This is a genomic window from Rhodococcus koreensis (genome assembly GCF_900105905.1).
Taxonomy (GTDB): Bacteria; Actinomycetota; Actinomycetes; order Mycobacteriales; family Mycobacteriaceae; genus Rhodococcus_F; species Rhodococcus_F koreensis.
On the sequence record NZ_FNSV01000002.1, the window covers coordinates 82,858 to 106,847 of the forward strand.

23 protein-coding genes and 2 pseudogenes are annotated in these 23,990 nt (G+C 67.2%); 13 read left to right on the forward strand and 12 right to left on the reverse strand.

Translation table 11 applies throughout. From position 1 onward, the window contains the following. Window positions 1-58: 58 nt before the first annotated feature. The 3 genes from BLV94_RS01140 (at window position 59) to BLV94_RS01150 (ending at window position 2,235) form a co-directional block, all read left to right on the forward strand. Window positions 59-490: an ATP-binding protein gene (locus BLV94_RS01140; RefSeq protein ID WP_072946234.1), complete on the forward strand. Its 432-nt coding sequence runs from the start codon at window positions 59-61 to the stop codon at window positions 488-490. Next, window positions 490-1,287: a SigB/SigF/SigG family RNA polymerase sigma factor gene (locus BLV94_RS01145; RefSeq protein ID WP_072946235.1), complete on the forward strand. Its 798-nt coding sequence runs from the start codon at window positions 490-492 to the stop codon at window positions 1,285-1,287. Before BLV94_RS01140 ends, BLV94_RS01145 begins: the two co-directional genes overlap by 1 nt. Window positions 1,288-1,464: 177 nt before the next feature. After that, the gene (locus BLV94_RS01150) at window positions 1,465-2,235 is read left to right on the forward strand and encodes a GAF and ANTAR domain-containing protein (RefSeq protein ID WP_072946236.1); all 771 of its coding nucleotides are present in this window, start codon (window positions 1,465-1,467) and stop codon (window positions 2,233-2,235) included. Window positions 2,236-2,252: 17 nt separating this feature from the next. Here the strand turns inward: BLV94_RS01150 and BLV94_RS01155 are convergent, their stop codons facing one another. The 3 genes from BLV94_RS01155 to BLV94_RS01165 form a co-directional block, all read right to left on the reverse strand. After that, window positions 2,253-3,695, reverse strand: a complete 1,443-nt coding sequence (locus BLV94_RS01155; RefSeq protein WP_072946237.1) for an alpha,alpha-trehalose-phosphate synthase (UDP-forming) — start codon at window positions 3,693-3,695, stop codon at window positions 2,253-2,255. Continuing rightward, entirely contained in the window at window positions 3,692-4,147 is a 456-nt protein-coding gene (locus BLV94_RS01160) for an STAS domain-containing protein (protein ID WP_072946238.1), read from the reverse strand. Before BLV94_RS01160 ends, BLV94_RS01155 begins: the two co-directional genes overlap by 4 nt. A gap of 214 nt (window positions 4,148-4,361) precedes the next feature. Continuing rightward, complete coding sequence (locus tag BLV94_RS01165; protein WP_072946239.1) at window positions 4,362-4,580, reverse strand: CDGSH iron-sulfur domain-containing protein; 219 nt, start codon at window positions 4,578-4,580, stop codon at window positions 4,362-4,364. Between BLV94_RS01165 and BLV94_RS01170 the strand changes: the two genes are divergently transcribed. Continuing rightward, on the forward strand, window positions 4,581-5,651 hold the full coding sequence (locus BLV94_RS01170) for an iron-containing redox enzyme family protein (protein ID WP_095864163.1): 1,071 nt from the start codon (window positions 4,581-4,583) through the stop codon (window positions 5,649-5,651). Window positions 5,652-5,654: 3 nt separating this feature from the next. Here BLV94_RS01170 and BLV94_RS01175 read toward each other — a convergent pair whose 3' ends face one another. From BLV94_RS01175 to BLV94_RS01185, 3 genes are all read right to left on the reverse strand, one after another. Then, complete coding sequence (locus BLV94_RS01175) at window positions 5,655-7,040, reverse strand: WS/DGAT/MGAT family O-acyltransferase (RefSeq protein ID WP_072946240.1); 1,386 nt, start codon at window positions 7,038-7,040, stop codon at window positions 5,655-5,657. Window positions 7,041-7,160: 120 nt separating this feature from the next. Further along, on the reverse strand, window positions 7,161-8,327 hold the full coding sequence (locus BLV94_RS01180) for an AI-2E family transporter (protein WP_072946241.1): 1,167 nt from the start codon (window positions 8,325-8,327) through the stop codon (window positions 7,161-7,163). Next, window positions 8,324-8,773 (reverse strand): DUF6292 family protein, encoded by a 450-nt coding sequence (locus tag BLV94_RS01185; RefSeq protein ID WP_072946242.1) that lies wholly within the window; start codon window positions 8,771-8,773, stop codon window positions 8,324-8,326. Before BLV94_RS01185 ends, BLV94_RS01180 begins: the two co-directional genes overlap by 4 nt. Before the next feature lie 117 nt (window positions 8,774-8,890). On the opposite strand from BLV94_RS01185, the gene BLV94_RS01190 reads away from it, so the two are divergent. Together BLV94_RS01190 and BLV94_RS01195 are read left to right on the forward strand one after the other, a co-directional pair. Next, complete coding sequence (locus BLV94_RS01190; RefSeq protein WP_072946243.1) at window positions 8,891-9,601, forward strand: enoyl-CoA hydratase/isomerase family protein; 711 nt, start codon at window positions 8,891-8,893, stop codon at window positions 9,599-9,601. Between the two features lie 108 nt (window positions 9,602-9,709). Continuing rightward, window positions 9,710-10,120 carry a cupredoxin domain-containing protein gene (locus BLV94_RS01195; protein WP_072946244.1) on the forward strand — a complete coding sequence of 137 codons (411 nt, stop codon included), beginning with the start codon at window positions 9,710-9,712 and terminating at the stop codon, window positions 10,118-10,120. Between the two features lie 6 nt (window positions 10,121-10,126). On the opposite strand, the gene BLV94_RS01200 is transcribed toward BLV94_RS01195, so the two are convergent. Then, complete coding sequence (locus BLV94_RS01200) at window positions 10,127-10,579, reverse strand: nitroreductase/quinone reductase family protein (protein ID WP_072946245.1); 453 nt, start codon at window positions 10,577-10,579, stop codon at window positions 10,127-10,129. Between the two features lie 197 nt (window positions 10,580-10,776). Between BLV94_RS01200 and BLV94_RS50180 the strand changes: the two genes are divergently transcribed. Both BLV94_RS50180 and BLV94_RS01210 read left to right on the forward strand, forming a co-directional pair. Continuing rightward, entirely contained in the window at window positions 10,777-11,511 is a 735-nt protein-coding gene (locus tag BLV94_RS50180; RefSeq protein WP_072946246.1) for a GyrI-like domain-containing protein, read from the forward strand. Then, the gene (locus BLV94_RS01210; RefSeq protein ID WP_072946247.1) at window positions 11,453-11,905 is read left to right on the forward strand and encodes a hypothetical protein; all 453 of its coding nucleotides are present in this window, start codon (window positions 11,453-11,455) and stop codon (window positions 11,903-11,905) included. Before BLV94_RS50180 ends, BLV94_RS01210 begins: the two co-directional genes overlap by 59 nt. A 120-nt stretch (window positions 11,906-12,025) precedes the next feature. Here the strand turns inward: BLV94_RS01210 and otsB are convergent, their stop codons facing one another. Then, complete coding sequence (gene otsB / locus BLV94_RS01215) at window positions 12,026-15,955, reverse strand: trehalose-phosphatase (RefSeq protein WP_083395410.1); 3,930 nt, start codon at window positions 15,953-15,955, stop codon at window positions 12,026-12,028. A 533-nt stretch (window positions 15,956-16,488) separates the two neighbouring features. On the opposite strand from otsB, the pseudogene BLV94_RS47610 reads away from it, so the two are divergent. Beyond that, a pseudogene (locus BLV94_RS47610) lies at window positions 16,489-17,066 on the forward strand (phosphoribosyltransferase); the annotation flags it as partial. 97 nt (window positions 17,067-17,163) lie between these two features. Here BLV94_RS47610 and BLV94_RS01230 read toward each other — a convergent pair. The 3 genes and pseudogenes from BLV94_RS01230 to BLV94_RS48270 form a co-directional block, all read right to left on the reverse strand. Further along, a pseudogene (locus BLV94_RS01230) lies at window positions 17,164-18,475 on the reverse strand (MBL fold metallo-hydrolase RNA specificity domain-containing protein). Window positions 18,476-18,604: 129 nt separating this feature from the next. Continuing rightward, window positions 18,605-19,123, reverse strand: coding sequence for a flavodoxin family protein (locus tag BLV94_RS01235; protein ID WP_072946250.1), 519 nt, complete (start codon window positions 19,121-19,123; stop codon window positions 18,605-18,607). Window positions 19,124-19,293: 170 nt separating this feature from the next. Further along, window positions 19,294-19,482: a hypothetical protein gene (locus BLV94_RS48270; protein ID WP_143051293.1), complete on the reverse strand. Its 189-nt coding sequence runs from the start codon at window positions 19,480-19,482 to the stop codon at window positions 19,294-19,296. A gap of 223 nt (window positions 19,483-19,705) precedes the next feature. Here BLV94_RS48270 and BLV94_RS01240 point away from each other — a divergent pair, with 223 nt between their 5' ends. The 4 genes from BLV94_RS01240 (at window position 19,706) to BLV94_RS01255 (ending at window position 23,430) form a co-directional block, all read left to right on the forward strand. After that, window positions 19,706-19,981, forward strand: a complete 276-nt coding sequence (locus tag BLV94_RS01240; RefSeq protein ID WP_072946300.1) for a DUF1918 domain-containing protein — start codon at window positions 19,706-19,708, stop codon at window positions 19,979-19,981. Between the two features lie 28 nt (window positions 19,982-20,009). Continuing rightward, complete coding sequence (locus BLV94_RS01245) at window positions 20,010-20,906, forward strand: universal stress protein (protein ID WP_072946251.1); 897 nt, start codon at window positions 20,010-20,012, stop codon at window positions 20,904-20,906. A gap of 337 nt (window positions 20,907-21,243) precedes the next feature. Beyond that, window positions 21,244-21,504 (forward strand): SHOCT domain-containing protein, encoded by a 261-nt coding sequence (locus BLV94_RS01250; protein WP_072946252.1) that lies wholly within the window; start codon window positions 21,244-21,246, stop codon window positions 21,502-21,504. Window positions 21,505-22,038: 534 nt separating this feature from the next. After that, the gene (locus BLV94_RS01255) at window positions 22,039-23,430 is read left to right on the forward strand and encodes a wax ester/triacylglycerol synthase domain-containing protein (RefSeq protein WP_143051294.1); all 1,392 of its coding nucleotides are present in this window, start codon (window positions 22,039-22,041) and stop codon (window positions 23,428-23,430) included. On the opposite strand, the gene BLV94_RS01260 is transcribed toward BLV94_RS01255, so the two are convergent. Then, a complete protein-coding gene (locus BLV94_RS01260) occupies window positions 23,412-23,975 on the reverse strand; it encodes a CBS domain-containing protein (RefSeq protein WP_072946254.1) in 564 nt (187 codons plus the stop codon). The two genes, BLV94_RS01255 and BLV94_RS01260, sit on opposite strands and share 19 nt — an antisense overlap. Window positions 23,976-23,990 lie beyond the last annotated feature (15 nt).

Genomic DNA, 23,990 nt, shown 5'->3' on the forward strand with positions numbered 1-23,990 from the left:
GGCAGCTGGGTACGCTGCCGAGAGTCGCAGAAACCGACGACACAGACGTGGAGTGCAGATGGCCGAGGTCGACGAGGTTAGACGAATGAAAACGAGATCCGGTGTGCCCGTGGAACTTCGTGTGGCGGCGGAGTTCGAACAATTGCCCGTGGTGCGCGCCGTGGCGGAAACGCTCGCCGTTCTGGGTGACTTCACGCTCGACGACGTCGCCGATATCAAACTCGCCGTGGACGAGGTGTGTTCGGAACTGATCGCGGCGACGCCGGGAGGTGCCGAACTGACGTGCTCCTTCGCGGTGACCGAAACCGGGTTGCACGTGACGATCAGTGCACCCCTCGCTCGACGCGGGGTGCCCAACCGGGAGAGTTTCGGTTGGCACGTGCTCGAGACGTTGATGAATGCGGTGTCGGTGTCGGAGGGACCCGTCGGTAACGGGTCCGTCGAGCGGACCGTGGCGGTGGAACTGGTCAAATACCGGGGCACCATCTAGTGTCACCGGTTTCGGAACGCAGCGAACGGCACCGTCCCGGCAGAGACGACTACAAGGACGTGGCGCCCGCGGTGGCGCGTCTGCGAACCCTGGAGGAGTCGTCGGGGGAGGCGTCCGCGCTGCGCGACGAGATCATCACACGGTGCCTTCCGCTGGCCGATCACATCGCCCGCCGGTTCGGCGGTCGCGGCGAGGCGCACGAGGACCTGCTGCAGGTCGCCCGGCTCGGGCTGGTGAAGGCGGTCGACCGCTTCGATCCGGACCGCGGCTTCGACTTCGTGTCCTACGCGGTGCCCACGATCATGGGTGAGGTTCGCCGGTACTTCCGCGACACCGGGTGGTCGATGCGGGTGCCCCGGCGCATGCAGGAACTTCACGCGTTGATTGCCAAGGCCGTCGACGAGCTGTCGCAGGAACTGGGGCGGTCACCGTCGGCCAGTGAGATCGCCGCCGAACTCGAACTCGACGTCCGGGAAGTGTCCGAGGGCCTGCTCGCGAAGAACGCCTACCAAACCTTGTCGATGGATGCGGCCATGGGAGATGACCCCGACGACCTTCCCCTCGCCGAGACACTCGGCGAAGAGGACCCGGAGCTCGCGAACGTGGAGAGTCACGCCTCGGTGCGGCCGGCGCTGGAGAAACTTCCGCCGCTCGAACGGCGAGTACTGATGTTGCGCTTCTTCGGATCGATGACCCAGACGGAAATCGCCCAGCGCGTGGGCGTCTCACAGATGCAGGTCTCGCGGATCCTGGCACGCACCCTGTCCGCGCTGCGGGAGCAGTTGGGCGGCGGCTGAGCGGACCGTATCGGCTCGTTCGACCGCTTCCGGTGAACCGGCCGCGCCCGGCGACGGGATCGGTGGACGAAGTCGGTTCCCGGGTCGAGTAAAGTCTTCTCGACGGTAGAGACAACTGCTGCGTTCGTTCAGTGGGTGTCCTGTCGGTTACACCCGGAATCCGAGGTGTATCCGAGAATGGCCGAGACTGCGGGTGAGCGCCCTGAGTCGATGTCCCCTGATCTCGACGGGGCGACGATCGCCGCCCAATTGGGCTCGTTGGCAACCGTGTTGGACGAGTTCAATCGGAACTCCGGCTCACAGGTGGAGATGGGCCTGCTGCTGCAACGGGTCTGCGAGCAGGTGGTGGACGCGATCGCCGGCGCCGACATGGCCGGAATTTCGTTGCTGCGCGACGGACACGTGGAGACCGTCGCCTTCACGGACCAGGCGGTCCGGCAGATCGACATCGAGAACTTCCAGGCCATCGATGGCGACTACTTCGGTGTCGCGGGCACACGGAAGGTCGTCAAGGCGAGACTCGGGGAGGCCGCGACGCGGTGGCCGTCCCTCGCCGACAACCTCGACCAGGCCGGCATGCGCAGTTTCCTGTCCGCGCCGCTCGCCGTCGACGAGGCCCTCGCCGGGACCCTCAACATCTACGGGCAGGGCGATCACGGGTTCAGTGAACTCGACGCCGTGGTGCTCCTCGTCTACACCACGGCGATCGAGGGGTTGCTCAGGAGCGCGCGCAGCGTGGAGTTGGCCAGGAACGAGGTGACGGGCCTCACGCGGGCCATGAAGAGCCGCGCCGTCATCGAGCAGGCCAAGGGGATCGTGATGGCGCTGCGGGGTGTGTCCGCGGACCAGGCGTTCGAGATTCTCGTCGCGCAGTCGCAGCAGGAGCACGTGAAGTTGGCGGAGGTGGCGCGCCGCATCGTCGAATCGGTGACGACGAATCCGGAGTGAGGCCTGTGTGACGGTGATCAGTCGGTGGTGACCGGGGCCACGGCACCGAGGAAGGACTGCGCCCACCGGTGCACGTCGTGATCGAGCACCTGCCGGTGCAGCCGCGACATGCGGCGCCGTCCTTGCTCCCGCTCCTGGCCGAGTGCGGCCACGATCGTGTTCTTCATGCCGTCGAGGTCGTGCGGGTTCACCAGGTAGGCGCCCCGGAGTTCGGCGGCGGCACCCGCGAATTCGCTGAGCACCAGCGCACCGCCCAGGTCGGCCCGGCAGGCGACGTATTCCTTCGCCACGAGATTCATTCCGTCGCGCATCGGGGTGACGAGCATGATGTCCGCGGCGAGGAACAGCGCGATCAGCTCGCTGCGATCGACCGGCTGGTAGAGGTAGTGCACCACCGGACGGCCGATCTGCCCGTGATCGCCGTTGATGTGGCTGACCTGCTCCTCGATGGAACTGCGCATCTTCATGTAGTGGTCGACGCGTTCACGGCTCGGGGTGGCGAGCTGCACCATCACGGTGTCGGAGGGGTCGAGGCGACCCTCGTCGAGCAGTTCGCCGAGCGCCGACAACCGCAGGTCGATGCCCTTCGTGTAGTCGAGCCGGTCGACGCCGAGGAGGATCTTCCGCGGGTTTCCGAGCTCCCGGCGGATCTCCGCGGCCCGTTCGACGACGGCAGGGTCGGCGGCCTGTTCGACGAGTTGCCGGGAGTCGACGGAGATGGGGAACGCACCGACCTGGACGACACGGTCATCGAGCGTCACCCGGCCGAGCGCGCCGCGCACGCCGACGCCTGCCGCGGTGGCGTCGAGTCCGAGTAGCCTGCGGGCGAGGAACAGGAAGTTGTGGGCGCCCCCGGGCAGATGGAAGCCGATGAGGTCGGCCCCGAGAAGCCCCTCCATGATCTCTTTCCGCCACGGCAGCTGCATGAACAGCTCGACCGGCGGGAACGGGATGTGCAGAAAGAATCCGATGGTCAGATCGGGGCGCATCTCCCGGAGCAGGCACGGCACCAGCTGGAGTTGATAGTCCTGCACCCACACGGTGGCGCCCTCGGCCGCGGTGCGCGCGGTCTCCTCGGCGAAGTGGCGATTCACCTCCAGGTAGGTGTGCCACCAATCCCGGTCGAAGACCGGGGCCACCAGCACGTCGTGGTACAGCGGCCACAGCGTCGCGTTCGAGAAGCCCTCGTAGTACTGCGACACCTCGTCCGAACTCAACTCCACCGGGTACAGATCGATCCCACCGGAGACGATCGGTTCGACCTTCGTGTCGGGCACCCCCGGCCAGCCCACCCAGGAACCGCGCTCCCGGTCGAGCAGGATCGGCTCGAGGGCGGTGACGAGACCTCCGGGGCTGCGCTTCCAGCGTGTCGTTCCGTCGTCGAGTGTCTCCATGTCCACGGGCAGCCGGTTGGCGACCACTACGAAATCGGATGTGCCGTGCGGAGCGGAATCGGTCACGCCGAGCGCCCACCCCGCTGCATTCCACCGGCAACCAGCCGGAACGCGTCCTCGAGCTCGGCGCAGAACGGGATGACCGCCGCCATGTTCATCGCTGTCAACGGCCTGCGGAGAGCGTTGTTCCCGGTGACCGCCCACGGCACGGTGAGCCGGTGCGCGCGGGCGGACATGATCTCCAGAATCGGCAGCGCCGACGCACACAGAAACTGGACGTCGGAGAGATCGAGCACGAACGGCAACCGATCGTCGATCGCTTCCTCGAGATGACTCCCGAACGATGGGAGGGTGGTGACGTCGATGTCGCCGGAGATCCGGACGACCAGGATCCCGCCGGCGCCCGGTGCGCTGTCAACGGCGAGCCGCCCGTGTTCCGGCTCGGCCGCCCAGCTGAACAGCGGCGTATTCGCGGCGGGGTCGTCGGGTGTCGGAGGCGCACTGAGAACGGATTTCATGTTGTTTCCTCACGGTCGAGCGACGAAGGAGACAGGCAGAGAGGCGCGGGAACCGTGCCCGTCCATTGCGGCTGGGGGCTCAACCGTGCAGGTCTCCGACGTTACCTCATTCCGCCGACGGTGGCAGGAGGCTTTTCGGCATCGGATTGCCGCCGGACTCCGCCGTTTCTGTTTTCGACCGCGCCACAGCGTTTCTCGCCAGGCAGCGGCGGCTCTATGTGCGGCGCCGACGCTTCTTGTGCGAACTGTCGCAGAACGGGGCGATGCTCGTCCGCCCGCACCGGCACAGCGCCACGGTGGCCCGATCGCCGCCGATCGGGTTACCTTCGGTGTCGAGGATCCGCGCCGCACCACGCACCAGGAGCGGGCCGTCGGGGCAGACGGTGATGGTCACGTCGGATTCGCCGGCCCCGGATGTGGGAATGGAGTTCATATGACCACCTTGCACTCTCGGTCGGCGTCGGGCACGGTGCCGCAACCGGGAACGTCCATGCCCTGTCCGGCGCCGCGCGGTCCCGTCAGCGGCCTCCTGTTCCCCATTCTGCGCGGAGACGCCGCCGACGCCGAGCCGTTCGTGGTGGCGGCGCGCGCTCTCGCCGCGGCGGAACGGAGTGACCCGCGTGCGTTCCTGTTCGACGAGGACGCGCAGATCTGCCTGACTGCCCTGTACGAACTGCACCTGCAGGGGATCGCCGGGGTCGACGACCGGTGGGAGTGGGACAGCGACCTGATCGCCGCCCGGTCGGCGCTGGAGGTGCCGTTCGACGCCGCGATCGGCGTGCTCGCGGGTCCGCCGACGGGCGTCGACGACGTGGTGGCGGCGTTGTGGGAGATGACCGCACCCAGCACCGCGCCGGGACTGTCCGGGTATATGGCCCATGACGCGGATCTCACCCAGTTCCGGGAACTGCTGATCCACCGCTCCCTCAACCAGCTGCGCGAGGCGGACGTGCACACGCTCGGCATTCCGCGGCTCGCGGGCGCACCGAAGGCGGCGCTGGTGGAGGTGCAGTCCGACGAATACGGCGGCGGCAGACCCGACCGCATGCACTCGGCGTTGTTCGCGACGACGATGCGCGAACTCGGACTGTCCGACGCGTACGCGCACTACGTCGACGCGGTGCCCGCCGTGACGCTGGCGTCGCTGAACGCGCTGTCCCTGTTCGGCCTCCACCGCAGTCGTCTCGGCGCCCTGGTGGGGCACCTGTGCGCGGTGGAGACCACGTCCGCGTTGCCGAGCAAGAAATACGCCGCGGGACTGCGCCGGCTCGGGTTCGGGACGGCGGCCACCCGGTTCTTCGACGAGCACGTGGAGGCCGACTCCGTGCACGAACAGATCGTGTGCCGGGACCTCGCCGGCGGGTTGGTCGCCGCCCGGCCCGCGGCGGCCGACGACGTCCTGCTGGGGGCCGCGGCGTGTCTCGCGTTCGACGACCTGGTCGGCGACCACGTCACCCGGTGCTGGGAACGCAATCGCACGTCCCTGCGGCAACCGGCCGGGTAGCGGTCAGGTGCCGGACGCGGCGACCGCGTTCTCCAGATCGGTCAGCGACGTCTCCAGGTGCGTGATGATCCGCTGGAGGTGCGGGACGGCGTGCCGATCACCGACCACCCCGACGTCGAGCTGACCGGACCGGCTGGTGAGGGTGATGCTCAGCGCCTGACCCCCGAGGACCGTCGGCGCCGGGTACACCGCGTCCAGGCGCGCGCCGTTCCAGTACCGCGGCCGCGACGGGCCCGGCATGTAGGAGATCATGACGTTGAACGGCGGGGGAGTGTCGTCGACGAACCGGCGGACCGGTTCGAGCAGGATCGGGCTGATCGCCAGTGCGCTCATCACCTGGAACTGGGTGTGGCTCAGCGCCCCGAACACCCGGTTGGTGTGCTCGACCGATTCGCTGATGCGGGCGAGGCGGGCGGCCGGGTCCGCTTCGTCGGTGGCCAGCCCGACGACCATCGCGCCGACCCCGTGGTCGCGGCCGCGTGGTCCGATCATGGTGCCGCCGAGGTCGAGCGGGACCGGCAGCATCGCAGTCAACGGCGCTTCGGGCAGTGCGTACTGCTCGACGAGATAGTGACGCAGCGCCCCCGAGCACATCGCGAGCACCACCGCGTTGATCGTGGTGCGGGCGGCGGCGGCCACCGACACCAGACGCCGGATCGGCCACGACCGGGCCGCGAGTTTCCGGGCCCGGCCGACGGGGACGTTGAGCATCGTGGGCGGTGACTGCAGGGGAAGCGTCAGATGCTGGTCGCGGACACCGTCGTACGCGACTTTCGCGAGCGCGGGCAGCACCCCGACGATGCTGGTGGCGGCCCGCACCCCGGCCCGGACCGCGGCGACGGGCAGCGCGGATTCGCGCCGCGGCGTGCCGGACACCCCGGGTGTCCACGGTGCGGGGCAGTCGCGGGCGTCGGGGTCTGTCGACAGGGCGTGGTGGAGGAGCCGCAGCCCCGCCGGTCCGTCCATCAGCGACAGGTGGATCTTCGAGAACACGGCCGTCCGTCCGTCCGCGAGCCCCTCGATGACGTGGATCTCCCACATCGGGTGTTGCGGATCGAGCGGCATGCCGTGCATCTGGGACACCAGCGACAGCAGGTCCTCCATGCGGCCCCGCCCCGGCACCGCCGTGTGCCGCACGTGGTAGCCGAGGTCGATGCGGTCGTCGAACGACCACCACGGGTAACTGGCGCCCCGCAGGGGGCGGACGGCGCGCCGGCGGAACGTGTCGGACGCACCCTCCTGCGAGATCAGCGCCTCGTACATGACCCGGGCGTGATCTGGTCCCGATTCGCGCGGCGGTTCGAACAGTTCGAGCGCACCCATGTGCATGGGGTGCGAGGGTGTTTCGAACAGCACGAACATCGCCTCGGTGGGACTCATCACCGACATGCAGCGCCTCTTTCTCATGCTCGGGACACGACCCCGAGCATGCCCCGGCGCATCCCACGTCTCCAGGGTAAGCAGAACATGGAAACTTCTTCCACAGGGCCGTTTTCGTGCCGCGCCTGCTCAACCCCGATCGAGCTGCGGAAATACCGTCTCGCGGGCGAGGAGCAGGACGGCGGCGGCGACGGGAATCGCGAGCAGCGCCCCGACGATGCCCAGCAGTGCCCCGCCGATGAGGACGGCGACGACGGTGACCATCGGGGGCACCTTGACGGTTCTACCGATGATGCGGGGAACGAGGAGATAGTCCTCGAACAGGCGGAGGGCGATGAAGAAGACGATGGTCGCCAGCGACACCGGCAGCGACACGGTCAGGGCGACCAGGGCCACCACGACACCGGCGAGGGTGGAACCGACCACAGGAATCAGATCCAGCACGGCGACGAGGACGGCCAGCAACAGCGGGTAGGGGACGTCGAAGGCGACCAGCCACACGAACGTGAGGACGGCGGTGATCAGCGAGATCAGGAGGTTGCCGAGCACGTAGCCGCCGACCTTCGCGAAGATTTCGTCACCGATCAGAATCGTGCGCGGTCGCCGCGAGTTCGGGGCCAGGCGGTACAGGGAGGCCCGGATGTGCCCGAAGTCGGCGAGGAAGTACGCGGTGAGTACGACCACGATCACCATGCCGCTGATGGCGCTGAACACGAACTTGCCCGCGCCGACGATCCCGCCGAGCACCACCGGCACATTGCCCGCATCGAGCGCCCGGCGCAGTTCGTCCTGCAGATGGAAGCGGGTGCTCAGTTCCTCCAGCACCGGGTAACGCTGCTCGAGGTGGCCCAGGTAGTCGGGGGCGTTGTGGACGAGAGCGCCGCCCTGCGTCACCATCGGCGGGATCGCCGCGGCAAGGAAACCGGCCAGTATCGCGAACGCGACGACGAAAACCGTTGTGACGGCTGCCCATCGGGGAAATCCGTGCCGCACCAGCCAGGACACGGCCGGTTCGAGACCGATTGCGAGGAAGGCGGCGACGGCGATGAGCACCAGCACCCCGCGGGCGGCGAGAACGACCTCGATCAGCGCGTACGTGACGGCGACACCGGCGGCCCCGGCCATGCCGATGAAGAACGGAGACCGGCGGTCGAACCGCGGGCCGGGTTTGCCCAGCGGATGCGCCGCCGTGCTGATGCGTGCCGCGCCCTGCTCCGCGGCGACGATCGGCTGCTCCTGCGCGGAGGAATGCGGGTGGGCCACGTTGTCGTCGTGGCCCCCGCCGCCCCCGGTCACGGTCGTTTGACGACTCTGTCCCGCCGTCCGCCACCGGCGGCGGCGTTGCCGATGCGGGGACAGCGATCCGCGGCAGCCGGTACGGCGGGGCCGGGACCGTTCGCGCCCGGCAGTGCCGGTGTGGAGCGGCAGTAGTCGTCGATCAACTCCACCGCACGTTCTGCGCACACGGCGGGCGACGGCATCCGGCCGAGGCCGAGGCCGTCGATCACGATGACACTGCGGCGGCCCAGTCCTTCGACGCCGAGTGACCAGCCGAAGGTCCGGTTCCACGCGAGCACCGCGTTGCGACCGGGCAGATAGTGCAACCGGAACGGCAGCACGAGGACGGCGTCGAATCCGTCGCAGTCCCACCAGTCGATGGAATCGGCGTGAACGCTCCTGGCCACCGTGTGGATGTAGTCCCGAACGGTGCGGGTGTCGGCAATGCCTGTTCCGCTCTTCATCGTCCACCGCCTCAGCTGTTTGACGATCGACATACCCGGCCCCGCAACAGTTGAAACTTCACCCACCGGTGGGTGCTCGAGGGGCGCAGCGCGCCGGTCTGCGGGTAGCCTCGCCGCATGCCGTACTTGGAACGCTCGGGTGATGTGTTCGTCCTGTACTTCGGGGAGGAAGGGGAACGGGACAGCGAGAACGCCTTCCACCCGGACTGGATCGCGAGTGTCGACGGACTCCTCGATCGGGTCGAGCAGCACGACGGCCCCGCCGCGCTGGTGACGACCGCGGTCGGAAAGTTCTACTCCACCGGTCTCGACACCGCCTGGGTCCTCGCCAACACCGACAAGCTGAACTCCTACATCGACCGTGTGCAGGCCCTGTTCGCGCGGATTCTCACCTTTCCACTGCCCACCGTGGCCGCGCTGACCGGACACACCTTCGGCGGCGGCGCCATCCTCGCGGCCGCCCACGATCACCGGGTGATGCGGGAGGATCGCGGCTACTTCTGCCTGCCGGGGATCACCATCGGGGCGAGCTACGCACCCGGCAGCATCGCGCTGCTCGCAGCCCGCCTGCCCGCGCGGGCGGTGCACACCGCCCTGGTGACCGGACAGCGGTACGGCGGCATCGCGGCGAAGGAACTCGGATTCGTCGACGAGGTCGCCTCCGAACAGCAGGTGCTCGCCGACGCCGTCGCACACGCGCAGGGACTCGTCGCGACGCGCGGGCGCACGCTCGGTGAAATCAAGTCCTCCCTCTACTCCGGCGCCGTCGCCTCGCTCCGCACCCCGGTCGTGAACCTCGAGACGCAGGAGGCGTTGAACGGCGGCTGACGAGTCACCACGCACTTCGAGGGGTGTCTTCCGGGAAAACGGGTACTACTCCCGCGAGGAACGGGGCGTCGGGCATCCGTTCCCACCGGCACCCCGGAGGCGACCACCATGAAACGCGTACTGACACTTGTCCTGTCGATCCTACTGGCCGCCTTCGCGCTGGTCGCGTGCGGAAACGGCAGCGACGACTCGTCCGCTTCCTCCGAATCGGAGCACGGCGGGGACCACATGATGACCGACATGCCGTCGATGCCGATGTCCATGCCTGCGGGTGCACGGGAGATCGTGATCAGCGACTTCAAGTACACGCTGCCCGGCACGTTCGCGCCGGGAGAGCAGGTCACCGTCCGCAACGACGACACCGCCGAACACACCGTGACCGCAGACACCGGCGACCTGTTCGACGTGGAGGTCGAACCGGGTGCGACCGCGACGTTCACGGTGCCCGGGCAGCCGGGCACTTTCGCCTTCCACTGCACCTACCACCCGAACATGGTGGGGACGCTCGAAGTTCGGTGACCCCCGTCAGTCCAGCGGCTCGATGCGGAACACCTCGCACCGGTCGGCGGCGGCCGCGAACGCCTCCGGAGAGGAGTTCGCGACCGTCCCTGCCTTCAGGAACATGGTGACCCCGTGCGGCACCCGGATCGGGAACTCGCGAAGGATCCGGGCCCGCTCCGATACCGGCAACGCGACCAGGCGAACACGCTCGCGGTGGCGCCCGCGGGTCAGTTCCCCGCGCCCGGCCGCCCGGGCGTTCTTCGCCCAATCCGATTCGGCGTACCCGGCGACGACGTAGGTGTGGCCGTCCACCTCGTACGGCGAGACCGGCGTCGACCGCGGCACCCCCGTCGTCCGGCCCGGGACGGTGAGCGCCGGCATCGGCATCGGCACCCCCAGCCGGTGCAGGCCGACGATCACCCTGTTGACGTGGGCGAGATACCACGGCGGCAGCACTCTCCCGGTCCGGCGCACCATGCCTCGACTATTCCGAACCCGCCGCTGCCGTGGCAACCACCTCGGGCACATGTTCCCAGCCAGGCACCTCGGCCCAGGCGTGTCGAGCAGTCCGGGCACGGGCGAGGAGGCGGTCACACAGGATTCGATGCCCAAGGACCGGCGACGGGGGACCTTCGGCCCTGCCCGCGCCGACGAAGCAGCGAGATGGTGGAACCATGGGCTACGAAGTCGAACTGGTCGAAGTCGACGCAACCCCGGCGGCCGTGGTCCGGGGCCATGTCGACTGGGACCGCCTCGTCGACTTTCTCGGGCCCGCATTCGGTGAGGTGGTCGCGGTCGCCGACAAACAGGGACGGCGCATCTCCGGGGCCCCGTTCGCGCGGTACCGCGAGTCTGCGGACGGACAGTGCGATATCGAAGCCGGATTCCCCCTCAGCGGCCGCATCACCGCCCGCGAACAGGTCGAACCGACGGCACTGCAGGGCGGCACCGTCGCCACGACAGTCCACGTGGGCGACTACCGAGGAGTGTGCGCCGCCTACGGCGCGGCCGCGCACTGGATCTCCGCCCACGGCTACGCCGTCTCCGGTGACCCCTGGGAGTGCTACCTCGACGGTCCCGGACTGCGGCACCCCACACGGAAGTGTTCTTCCCCTGCTGCGACCGCAACGAGCGCTGACCGCCGCCGCACAGACCATCCGACGAGGACGAACGATGACAACCCGCGAACCTGCACCGCATTCACTCACCCCGAGCGCCGCGGTCGATACCGAAGCTCGACCACTGCCGCTGAGGGTGGCCGCCCCGCGACTCGCCCGCTGCGCCGCACGAACGGCATTCCTGCTCGCACGCCGCCGCCTGCACCAACCAACCCGAAACAAGGGCCGGCGGATGACCTTCGCCGACGGCACCACCGGCACCGTCTACCGGGAAACCGTTGCGGACGGTGACCCTCTCGCCGACCCGGTAGTCCTCGTCGTGTCCTTCCGGCTGCGCGGAGTCCACGGCCGTGGCCACGCCCTCTTCCGGGCAGAGAGCTTGCTCAACACCCCCCTGTTCGCCGGATTCCCCGGCTTCGTCTCCAAGCTGTGGCTGACGGCAGACGAAGACGAGAGATACCGGGGGTTCTATCAGTGGGACGGCGCCCGGGCCGCCGACGACTACGTGAGCGCGTTGTGGTGGCCCCTGGCCCTGGTGAGCCACCGTGCTTCGATCCGATACCGCGTGCTGCCCGGCCTACGACGCGACGAGGTTCTCGCAGACTCCGCCGCACCCGACGCGAGCACCGGCCCCACCTGCGGGCCCTGGTGGCGACTGGTCCGAACGGGAAGTCGATCGCGATGACCCCACACGGCGGCGAGCACTTCACGCCCGCGTGATCGAGGTCGAATGAGGCACGAACCTCCACTCCGCCCGCACCGCCGGGGCCGTCGAGTGGCTGGGGATGATCGGCGCACCACCAGGCTAGCCCAGGCTGATGGTGCAGCCCGGCCGCAGTTCGACGACCCGGTCGCGGCACATGATCTCGATCGGTCGCTGGTTTCCGGCGCCGGCGCTGACCTCGACCTGCCTCCCGCTGACCTTCAGCCACAGCTGGTGTCCACGGTACGAGATCGGAAACACCAGCGCGCCCATCGTCTCCGGCCACTGTGGGCCGAGAACCAGTCGATCTCCGCGTGTTTCGAGGCCGGTGAAACACCGCTGGAGTAGGTCGATGCTGCCTGCCATGGCAGCCAGGTGAATGCCCTCCGCGGTCGTACCGCCCTGGATGTCCGCGATATCGGAGGCGAGCACCCTCTCGAAGTAGTCCATCGCCTTGTCGCGGTTGGCGCGGGCCAGTACCCACGAGTGCACGACCGCGCTCAAGGTCGAGCCGTGCGACGTTCGGGCGAGGTAGTAGTCGATGGTCCGCGGGATGGCGTCCGGTTCGAATCGATACTCCAGGAGCCCGAACAGATCCCGCAGTTCGTCGGCGGAGAGGAGGTAGAACAACATCAGCACATCGGCCTGCTTGGAGGCCCTGTACCGGTTGACGTCGTCGCCCTCGGCCTCGAGTATGCGGTCGAGCCGCTGGATGTCGCCGTACCGCTCCCGGTAGCGGTCCCAGTCGAGTTCGGTCAGATCGCCGTAGCCCTCGAACTGGCTGATCACCTGATCGTGGAAGGGAACGAACATGCGGCGGCTGATGTCAGACCACCGGGCCATCTCCTGCGCGTCCAGGTGGAGGCTGTCGACGAGGTCTGCCCGGTTCGGGGCGGGAACGGCATCGAGTGCTTCGATGGCACGCAGAATCACCCACACCGCCATGACATTGGTGTATGCGTTGTTGTCCACGCCGTCGTAGGGTGCGTCAGGATAGCCGGAATGGAATTCGTCCGGTCCGACGACGCCGCGGATGATGAACCGGGACCGCGCTCGATCGTACGATGCGAGGCTGGCGAAGAACCGGGCGATCTCCACGAGCATCTCGGCGCCGAAATCCCCGAGGAACTCCAGGTCACCGGTGACCTGGTAGTACTGCCACACGTTGTACGCGATCGCGATGCCGATGTGGTGTTGTCGCCAGCTGGGGTCGGGCAACCAGCGCCCCGATCGCGGATTGAGGTGCAGTTGCTGGCTTTCCTCACGCCCGTCGCTGCCCGACTGCCACGGGAACATCGCACCCCGGTACCCGGCGGCGCTCGCCGCGCGGCGGGCCTCGGGGAGACGACGGTACCGGTAGTGCAGCAGCGACCGGGTCAGTGCGGGAACTCGCAGATTCAAGACGGGGAAGACGAAGAGCTCGTCCCAGAAAATGTGGCCCCGGTACGCCTCGCCGTGCAAGCCACGAGCCGGGACACCCACGTCCAGGTCTGCGGTGTTCCGGGAAACCGTCTGCAGCAGGTGCAGTAGGTGGAACCGCACGATCCGCGATGCGTCCTCGTGGCCGGCGAGGTCGATTCCCACCCGGTCCCACAGGTGCTCCCACGCCAGCACGTGACCGTCGAGCAGTTCGTCGAATCTGCCAAACCCGGGCAGCCAGCGGGTAGCTTCGTCGCCGGGGTCGGAGATCGCGTGATCGCGCCCGGTGAACAGGGTCACCGTCTTCTCCATTGTGACTGGGCGCCCCGTCGCGATGTCGACGGTGATGTCGTGTCCGGTCCTTCCGTCGCGGTCGAAGAACCGGTAGTGGCTGTTGCAGGGCTTACCGTCGAACCACACCGTGGTCCGTGCCGCCATCGCCACCGGGATGCGGGACCGGTTCGTCTGCATGGTCAGTAGGACCGCATCGGGCGGCAGCTCGGCGGCGTGTACTCGTTCGAGGTGGTCGCTGGCGAGGTCTCGATACCTGTCGACGAGGGTGTTCCGCACCGAACCGTCTAGAGCCGAACGGAATTCGACTGTGCCGGACCAGTCTTCGGCCACGATCGTCGTCTGGAGCGCACAGACGTGGGGGAGATGCATTGCGACGAAACGGCGTTGGACGACCGAGGTCGTCCGCCCGTCCCGATCGCGGTACCGCAACCTGCGGGTGAGCACCGACCGGCGGAGGTCGAGATACTGGCGGTAGTCGAGCAATTCGACCGCATCGAGATCGAACCACGGTCCGCCGTCGATGCGGAACGTCGTCGTCAGCCAGTTCGGCACGTTCACCAGGCTTTCGTTCACCAGGGCCGTGCCCGAACGCTCCTCACTCAAACGGTTGTAGACGCCCGCGACGTAGGTGCCCGGATAGTGGCCGGGTCCGGCCGGGGCTTCGGGTGCACAGCCGCGCGTGGCAAAGAATCCGTTACCCACCGTGCAGAGAGCCTCGCGAAGTTTCTCGGTCGCCGGGGAGTAGCCGTCGAAGAAGAGGGTCCATCCCCCGGCCCGCGATGCGTCCGCGGGGTCTCGGTCGAGCAGATCCGCCAGTCGCTCGAGCAGTTCCCGAACCTGTGTGGGGGCGTTCACCGCGAACTGCGCCGCGGATCGCCGATCTGCGGCCTCCCGGCACCGGACCACAATGCCCACCCCCTCGGCCGACACCGCGTCGAACGCGTCCTCGTCCGTCAGGTCGTCGCCGATGTAGATCGGCAGCGTCGACCCCGCATCGACGACGTGCTCGAGTATCCACTGCAATGCCCGGCCCTTGTCCCACTCGACGTCGGGGCGCAGTTCGATCACCTTCCGTCCACCGGTGACCCGAAGCGCCTCTTCCCGGCCCCCGACGTCGTACACCGCCGCCGCGACCTCGTCGACGTGCTCGGCCGGCACGTTCCGGTAGTGAACCGCGACGGTGAACCGCTTGCGTTCGACGAGCACACCCGGAATGTGCTGCAGACGCTCCACCAGGACCGGGGCCACCCGGTCGAGCACAGGAACGGCGGCGAGCGCGCCGGGATTCTCGTACCTCTGGCCCGCGGGCCCGGCGAGTTCGAAACCGTGGCTGCCCGCGTACCAGATCCCGGACATGCCGACCCGTTCCCGGACATCCGCGAGGTCACGGCCGCTGATCACGGCGACGGGGCATTCGGCGGCCAATCGGGACAGTGCGGCTGCCGCTCCGTCGACGAGGGCAGCGGCGGCCGGATCGGGCACGATGTCCGCCAGTGTGCCGTCGAAATCGAGAAAGATCGCCGGCCTGCGCACACGCAGGAGCGCGGTGAGCTCGTGACGGGAGGTCATCGCGTCGGGAATCTCGGAGAGCCGGCGATCGCACGCGCGGAGTTCGACCTCGGACAGGTTCCCGACCACCACGTCGGCGCCCCGACTTCGCAACACATCGGTCCGTTCCGACCGGCCGACGGCGACCACCAGAGCGAACCCGGCTCGGCTCGCGTCCGCTACAGAGTCCTCGCAGGCGGTGACCACCACCGCACTCGCGAGCGGCGCACCGAGCTGGGCCGCGGCGTTCCGCGGAGCGGCCTCGTCGACCCCGATCGGAAACAGGTCATCGATTCCCACGGCAGCGAGCACGTCCTTCACATCGCCACCCGCCGAGAACACCGCAGTCCCGACCCCGAGACCCCGCAACCGGCGCACCAGAGCCACAGTCGATTCGACGCACGGCACACCGTCACGCGCGATGCGCGCCCGGAAGTGTTGTCTTACGCGTGCGCACAGTCCTGCAACGGTATGTTCATCCGCCGCCGCGCCGCGCACCCCCCGCGAAAGGGATACGCCCCGGGATGTCAAGAAGTCGGTGATTCCCGCCGCTGTCGTCCGCCCCTCGAAGAACCGGTGGTAGTCGCGGTCGCGGAACGGGCCGCGGTCCACACCGCCCTCGCCTGCGCGCCGGGACAGGAAGGCGTCGAGAACGTCAGCGCATGCTGCGGTTCTCGCCGCCTCGGTGTCGACGACCACGTCGAGATCGAAGACGACTGCGCCGTGGTGACGCAGATCGATCAGCGGCCGGGTCACGGTCTCAGCCTCCATCGCACGCGAGCATGTTCGCCTGTTTTCCATTGACACCAGCGTTGGGCACAGCGACCGTCGAACGGGGGTCACGTGGGAAGAACGGGACACCGGTCACGGCGCTTTCCACATCGTGCGGACAGTACCCCTCGATTCGACCCCACCATCGTCTCCTTGCGCTAGGGTCCACAGTCCTCGAACACGCCGACCGGCAACCGAGACCCGGAGTGGTGATCCGTGAAACCCGGCAGGACCGTCGCGCTCGTTCTCGGCTGCCTGTGCGCTCCGCCAGGAAAGCGCCGACCGACAGGTACCCGCGTGCACGCATGCCAGAGCGCGGTCCGCGGCGAGGCCATGAGGTCAACCATCAAATCGGACATAGTCGCACCTTCCGAACGCTCGAAGCATCGATGCCAAATCGGTACATAGTCGCAGGTCGGCGCGCGAACCCGAGGACTTCTTCGCGTTACCCCTCCAAATCAGCCTGGCGGCGAGGGTGACACGGCGAACGGTTCCACGTCGGCCTCGACCGGATCCCGTTGGCAGGCCGGACCGCGCTGCTGCAGGCCGCACGCGACGGCGTCCGCGAACCGGCCATCACAGCCCCAGGCATTGATGATCCGCCATTGTGCGACAAGAACATCGAAATCGACACGGGCACGGTCCGGCTTGCAGGACACCTGACCATCCCGGAAGACCCCATCGGAATGGTCGTGTTCGCGCACGGCAGCGGCAGCAGCCGACACAGCCCCCGCAACCGCTGCGTCGCCGACATCCTGAACCGAGCCGGACTCGCCACACTCCTGTTCGACCTCCTCTGCGTCGGCGAAGGAGGCGATCGAACCCTGGTGTTCGACATCGACCTCCTCTCGGAGCGACTGGTCGACCCGACCTCGCGGGCGAGTGCCTGAGGAAAGTGCAGACCTGCACCCTGTTGATCGTCGGTTTCCTCGACCTCAATCGCCGGGCACAGGCCGCGATCCCCGGCAACAGCCGCATCGAGATTCCGGGTGCCACGCACCAGTTCGAGGAGCCGGGCACTCTCGAACAGGTCGCGGCCGTGGCTCGCGGCTGGTTCACGACCTATCTGCCGTCCCAGGCAGCCGGGTACGCGGGGCCTCATCCACGCTAGGCGCCGATCTCGGGCATCGCCATCCGGGCCGGGCACGGTCGAGGAGCGTGAGCCGCCGCTCGCTCCGGCAACAACAGGGAGGACAGATCCCGTCGGATCAGACGCGGACCCGTTTCTGCCGAGTGTCGCGGGGTTCGGCGTAATCGTCGAGAACCATGCGCATGGCCGCGATTGCCCTCCGACGGTTCTCGGAATCCGAGATCCGCGCGAGTTGGTGCTTGAGACCGACCGCAAAATCGGCGTAGTCGTTCTGCCAGTCGCGGCCGACCAATTGAGCCGCATCCGAACGCGCGGTGCCGACCAGCTTCGCCGGGGTGCCGGACTGCAGCTGGTAACTTTCTCCGATCGCCGGGATGATGACGGGAAGCGAAGGATCGTGCTCTGTGACCAGTTCGGCCGGCGCCGCCGCTGCCCCCGGCTCCCCGTGCGTCAGGAACAAGCTGCCCGAGATCGGCTTCCGCTCCGTGATCCACGTCAGAAGTTCGGTCTGGTCGGCATGGGCGGAATAGCTGTCGATCCGCCGGACATGGGCTCGAACATTGAGGTCGGTTCCCGAAATGCGCACGCGCTCTGCGCCTTCGAGCAGCACACGTCCAAGCGATCCTTGTGCCTGGAACCCGACGAACAGGATCGTGGAATCCCGGCGATGCAGATTGTGCTCGAGGTGATGGCGAATGCGTCCGGTCTCGCACATGCCCGAGGCCGCAACGACGATGCCCCCCGACATGTTGTTGATCCGCATGGAAGCGGAAGCGTCATCTACATAGTGGATCGCGGGATGGTGGAAGACATCCTTGCCGCCGAGATCCTCGAGTTCGGATGCATGTCTGGCGAAGACACTGGTCGCACGGTTGGCTAGTGGTGAGTCGACGGAGACCGGCACGTGGGGGATGCGATGCTGGTCGGCGAGATACGCGATATCGAGTAAGAGTTACTCGGTGCGCTCGAGTGCGAAGGCGGGGATCACCAGATTGCCGCCGCGGGCGATGGCCGTGTTGATTTCTTCTTCGAACAGGTCGCGTCGCTGGGCGAGGGTGAGTTGCGCCCGCGTTCGGCTGCCGTAGGTCGATTCGCAGACGACGTAGTCCATCCCTGAAGGCCCCTCAGGATCTGCGTGGAACGCCTTTTCGTCGCTCTGCCTCGAACTCTTGGATCCGCCCGGCGTCGGCGAGCATGTATTCCAGGAGGTCGGCGGATTGGTCGGTGCAAAATATCGGTCCCTCGTAGCTCTGTGCCACCAGTTTGGGCAGCAGTCCACAATGATCGATATGGGCGTGGATGAGGACGACGGCGTCAACGGTGTCCGGCGCGAAGGCGAAAGCCCCGCAGTTCAGCGTCGCGAGGCTGCGTGATCCCTGGAACAGTCCGCAGTCCACCAGGATGCGCCGGTCCTCGAACGTAAATTCCATGCACGAGCCGGTTACCGTCTTCGCGGCGCCGTGAGGGTCACGTGATTCGCCATGGGAGCCTCGTCTGAGGCGGCTTGGTTCTGGCCGAAATCGGCGTACGAGCGCGGGCACGCACCAGATGCGGTCGCATCACTGATGCTGCGCGAGCACTCGCCCCCACTGTTCGGCCCGCGCCGCTTCGTTGTCCTCGAGATGCGACTCCTTGTCGACGAGGAAACTCTCCGACTCCGCAACGAGATCGAACCCCAAGTGGCGAAGCTTCTTTCCGATACCTTTCGATGCCCTCCCAGTCAACAAGGCGGGTGCATCCGCGCGGGTGTCGAACGCGACTGCCCTGCCATGTGAGGGCGGAAGCGACGAGAGCCATTCTCGAAGACCCTCACTGGTGGCATCGGGCTCGAGCGTCACCGTACTGTCAGGCTTGTGAGCGGTCTCTTCCGCACCGCGGCGCGTCGACTCCCGGCTCATCCCGTGTACGTGCGTCGGGCCGCCGACGATCAACAGGTCGTACGCGGACAGGTCCTCCTCACGTGCCTGCGACACCGGAACAGTTTTCACCGCACCGGTCGTGGCCACTCCACGCGCGATCGCTTCGGCGACGTGACGGGTGTTTCCGAACATCGACTCATAGACGACGAGTGTGCTCATGATCTATTCCTCCTGTAACGAGTGCCCCGTCGGGGCGAGTGGATCGACCACAGGTGCAGTCCTCCGAAGGATTCATCCACGACCGTTTCATCCGCTGTAGCCGCCCCGTGAGGGCGCAAAGATTTGTGACAGTTGGGATTTCGTGTACAGTTTCAGATGACAGAGGACAGTCACGACGCGCGTTGATCGTAATCGGCGTCGAACATGACGCGCACCCACCAGTTGGCCAACGGGCTCGGATCGGGCCACCTCACGACGTCCGGTTCGGGCACCGGAACGCATTGCTGCCTGCCTCCGGCATTCGACGGCGGGATTCGCCGGGCCGCAGGCAGTCGGCGTTCTCTGGGTGCTGGCTTCATGTCGACTCCATCCGGGGTGATATTCCTTCTGCCATCGAACCCGCCCGGCCCGGCCCCCGACTAGGGCCGACCGTCACTTTTGGGCCGCCACCGCCCGTCTTCTCCCGGCCGCTTGGGTCCGGACAGGTGCCGAAAGCCTCTTGCCCGCCGCAGCACCCGCCACCGACAATCGAAACCGCTACGCACCAATCGGCCATATGGGTTGTGGCGGACAGAGATCGGAATGCATGCAGAACCGGGGGATTGGCTGGTGGTCAAGGGCACGATCGTCGACACGCCGGACGACGTCGGGCAGATTGTCGAGGTCCGTCAGGCCGACGGCGGGACGCCGTATCGCGTCAGGTGGCTGCGCAACGACCATGAGGCGCTCCTCTTTCCGGGACCCGACGCCCATGTGGTGACGGCCGCCGACAAGCTGAAGGCGGACAGTCACGAGCAGAGCCGCATCGCCGAACTTCAGCAGGCGATCGCCCGACAGCCCCAAGCCCGCCGAGCCTGACACGTGTGCCCAGGAGATGGAGTAGACCATGAGCACTCTCGCGAACCGGCAAGCCATCGTCGTCGGTATCGACGGCTCGGAACGCGCGTTGCGGGCCGCGGTGTGGGCTGCGGCGGTAGCCCAGCGGAAAAACGCGCCTCTGCATCTGGCGCACTCGCTGCCAACCCCCGGATATCACTTCAGCGAGGCGGCACTGCTGTTCCAGGACGAATTCGCTGCGGAGGTAGAACGATCCGCGGACGAGATCCTCGATGGGGTCGCGCACCGAGTGCGGCAGGCCTTCCCGAATATCCGGTTGTCGCGCAGCACCCATCCGGGGCCCGCGGGACAGGCCCTTGTCGGAATGAGCGAACATGCGGAGTTGGTGGTGGCCGGCGCCACCGGTGCCGGCACAATGAAGTCGCTCGTCACCGGCTCGACTGTCATGCGAGTGGTCAACCACGCGCATTGCCCTGTCACGGTCTTCCGGTCGCAGAGCCGATCCCCGGAGCCGGACCACAGCCCCGTCATCGTCGGTGTCGACGGCAGTGAACTCAGCGCCCTGGCCATCGAGTCCGCGGTCGAGTTCGCGACATTGTTCGAGGTCCCGATCCTGGCAGTGCACGCGTGGGGCGCCGGTGACATCGTGGGTCGGCGGCCCGCGGGCGAGAAGGTGAATTGGAAAATCGTGGCGGAGGAACAGGCCGTCCTGGTGGCGGAGAGTCTGGCCGGGTGGCGAGAGAAGTACCCCGACCTCCAGCTGACGACCATCATCGAGGAGCAGAATCCCGCGGAACTTCTCCTCGAATATGCCGCCGATGCCCAACTCGTCGTCGTCGGAAGTCACGGCCATAATCGGTTCGCCGGCTCTCTGATGGGATCGACCAGTCAGAACCTTCTGCATCACGTGATGTGCCCGGTGATGATCTGCCGCACCGACGTCTGAGCGGAGTGCGCTGCCGTATCCCCCATGGGTGCACACACGCGGAGCTTTACAGACGTCGATGTCGTTCCGGCCTACAGGCGGCACGCGCCGGTTCATGCCGCCGACCCAGCATCGGGAACGCGTTAGTCGATGACCCCTCCCGGATCCGGACGCGTACAGAATTCGCAGAGGGCCGAACGGCCGTTCAGCGACGGCGGAGGTCTGCAGGGCGACCAGGGCAGGAGCCGAAAGACTCTGTGCCTGTCGTCGACGGAGCGAGACACTGGAGGCACGGGAGCCGCCGCCCTGCCGATCGAGCCGAAGCGGCCGCCACCGAGGAGTAGGAGGCCTCGCCGTGATGTACGACTACGAACCCGGCTGGGGTTGGGGTTATGCACTGATGTTCGTTGGGATGGCACTGTTCTGGGGATTGCTCGTACTCGGCATCGGCGTACTCGTCCACTACGTCGGCCACTCCGCGTCGATGCCGCCGGCACATTCACCATCCGCCCTGCACGGAGCCGAAAAGCTTCTGGCGGAACGCTTCGCACGAGGAGAAATCGACGAGACGGAGTACCGGGAACGCCTCGCCACGTTGCGGACACACGGACCGCCATGACCTTGGGCCGCGACGTCGTCGGGGATTGCCGCGTGGAAGGAGGTGACCGCGATGGATGCGATGCAGATGATGCACCAGTTCATGATGTGGCTGCACAGCATGGGCATACTGCCGCCCATGAACATGATGCCGATGTGACATGCGGACCGCGAGTAGATCGGGGAGTCACAACGAATTGACGCCCCGGAGGACGACCATCGGCACGGCGGCGATCATCAGGCCGACGCCTACCAATGTCGTCCGGGCGGCGCAGAGACGACGACCCACGGCCACCGGAGTCTCGGTACCTCGGAATGGATCTGGCACATGGTTGCTCTTTCCCCGGTGGGTACATTCGGACGCCCCTCAGCGTCCGTCGCCGGCGGCAGGCGGGAAAAGAGCATTTCGGCACTGGAGCAGTCACAAACTCCCCGAGATACTGGAGCGTGCAGCGAGGACCGAGGCGAGAAGTGCCCGACCGCATGTGTTTTCCCTCCGAGGCCTGCGGCCGCGGGCAGCGAGGTGATCAGGATGAGAGCGGTACGACACCGATACATGACACAGACGGACTACATGTCGTGGCGGATGGAGCAGGACCCGATCCTGCGCTCGACGATCGTCGCCGTGGCCCTCCTCGATCGGAGCCCCGACTGGTCGCGGTTCGTCGACATGATGAGTCGGGGGACTCAACACATTCCGATCTTCCGGCGCAAGGTCGTCACCGACCCGATGAGTCCGGCCCCGCCTCGATGGGTGAACGACCCCGACTTCGACCTCAGCTGGCATCTGCGTCGGTTCACGGTGCCGGCCCCGGGAGGCTGGGCCGCCGTCCTCGACTTCGCCCGGACCGTGGGCATGGCAGCCTTCGACAAGGACCGCCCACTGTGGGAATTCACGGTGCTCAGCGGCCTCGACTCGGGGCGGGCCGCCCTCGTCATGAAGGTGCACCATTCCCTGACCGACGGTGTCGGCGGCATGCAAATCGCTCGGGAAATGGTCGATTTCACCCGTGAGGGCACCACCCGTGCAGAGCCCGCCGCGACGGCGCAGCCTCAGGAGGCCGAGTCCTGTCCGCTGACCGGTGGTCTTGCCTGGTACCGGGATACCGCAACCAAGTTTGCGCGCCGGGCGTCGACAGCAGTGGCCCGGCACGGCGCGGAGCTGGCACGGCACCCGGGTGAGACGTTGCGCAACACCGCCACCGTCCTGGGATCGATTACGCGCCTCACGCGCCCGGTGGTCACCACTCTCTCCCCGGTGATGACCAAGCGCAGCACTCGACGGCGCTTCGCCGTGCTGGACGTCCCGGTGGAAGCTCTGGGCCGGGCCGCCAGCCTCGGCGGGGGCTCGATCAACGATGCTTTTCTGGCGTCGGTGCTGCGGGGAATGGCACGGTATCACCGTCTCCACGGCGTCGACATCCACGAGCTGCGCCTGACGCTCCCCATCAGTCTCCGGACCGCGGAGGATTCGCTGGGAGGCAATCGCATCACGCTCGCCCGGTTCGGGTTACCCACCGACATCGGTGACCCCGCCGAGCTGATCCGTACCGTCCACGCCACCGTCGACGTCTGGCGCAACGAACCCGCGGTGGCACTGTCGCCCACTATTGCCGGTGCCCTGAATCTGCTTCCGGCATCGACCTTGGGCAACATGCTCAAACATGTCGACTTCGTCGCCTCGAACGTGGTGGGATCGCCGGTGCCACTGTTCATCGCCGGATCGGAAGTCCTCCGGTACTACGCGTTCAGCCCCACCCTGGGATCGGCGTTCAACGTGACGCTGATGTCCTACACGTCGCAATGCTGCGTCGGGATCGACACCGACACCGACGCCGTTCCCGATCTCGATGCTCTGACCGCATGCCTCGCAGACGGATTCCGGGAAGTGCTCGCACTGTGCCCGGACGCGCAGGACGTCGCGGCGACTCACGTCTGGACGAACTGAACGTCGGCAACGCCGGGCACGGTCTCGGCGAGGGCCTCGACGACCCCGCGTTCCGGGTCGTCGCCGCGTAGCCCCGCGATCGCGACTTCGCCTTCCGTCACCGTGACCGTCCAGCGCGGTGATCCCGCATACACGTCGAGGCGGTGCTGCACTTCGTGCGCGATGTGTGTGTCGTCCATCGTCAGAAGTCCGAGAAGGTCGCGCCGCGTGACGATTCCGATGACGTCGCGGTCGTGGACGATCGGAATGCCACGCAGGCCCGAACGCAGCATCGCGGAAGCGAGACTACTGACGTCGGTGTCCGGAGTCATCGCGATCACCGGACTGGTCATCGTTTCTGCGATATCCGAGCCAGGCCGGGGCAAGGTTCGGAATTTCTCGCGGAGAAGGTCGCCTTCGGAGACGATCCCGACCAGATGGTGCGCCTCGTCGACCACGGGCAGGACTGTATACCCGGATTCCTCGACGATCCGGAGGCATTCGTCGATCGGCGTCGACGCAGTGACGGTGGTGACCGGGCTGCTCATGATGTGCCGCGCATGCATGGCGGGCTCCTTCCC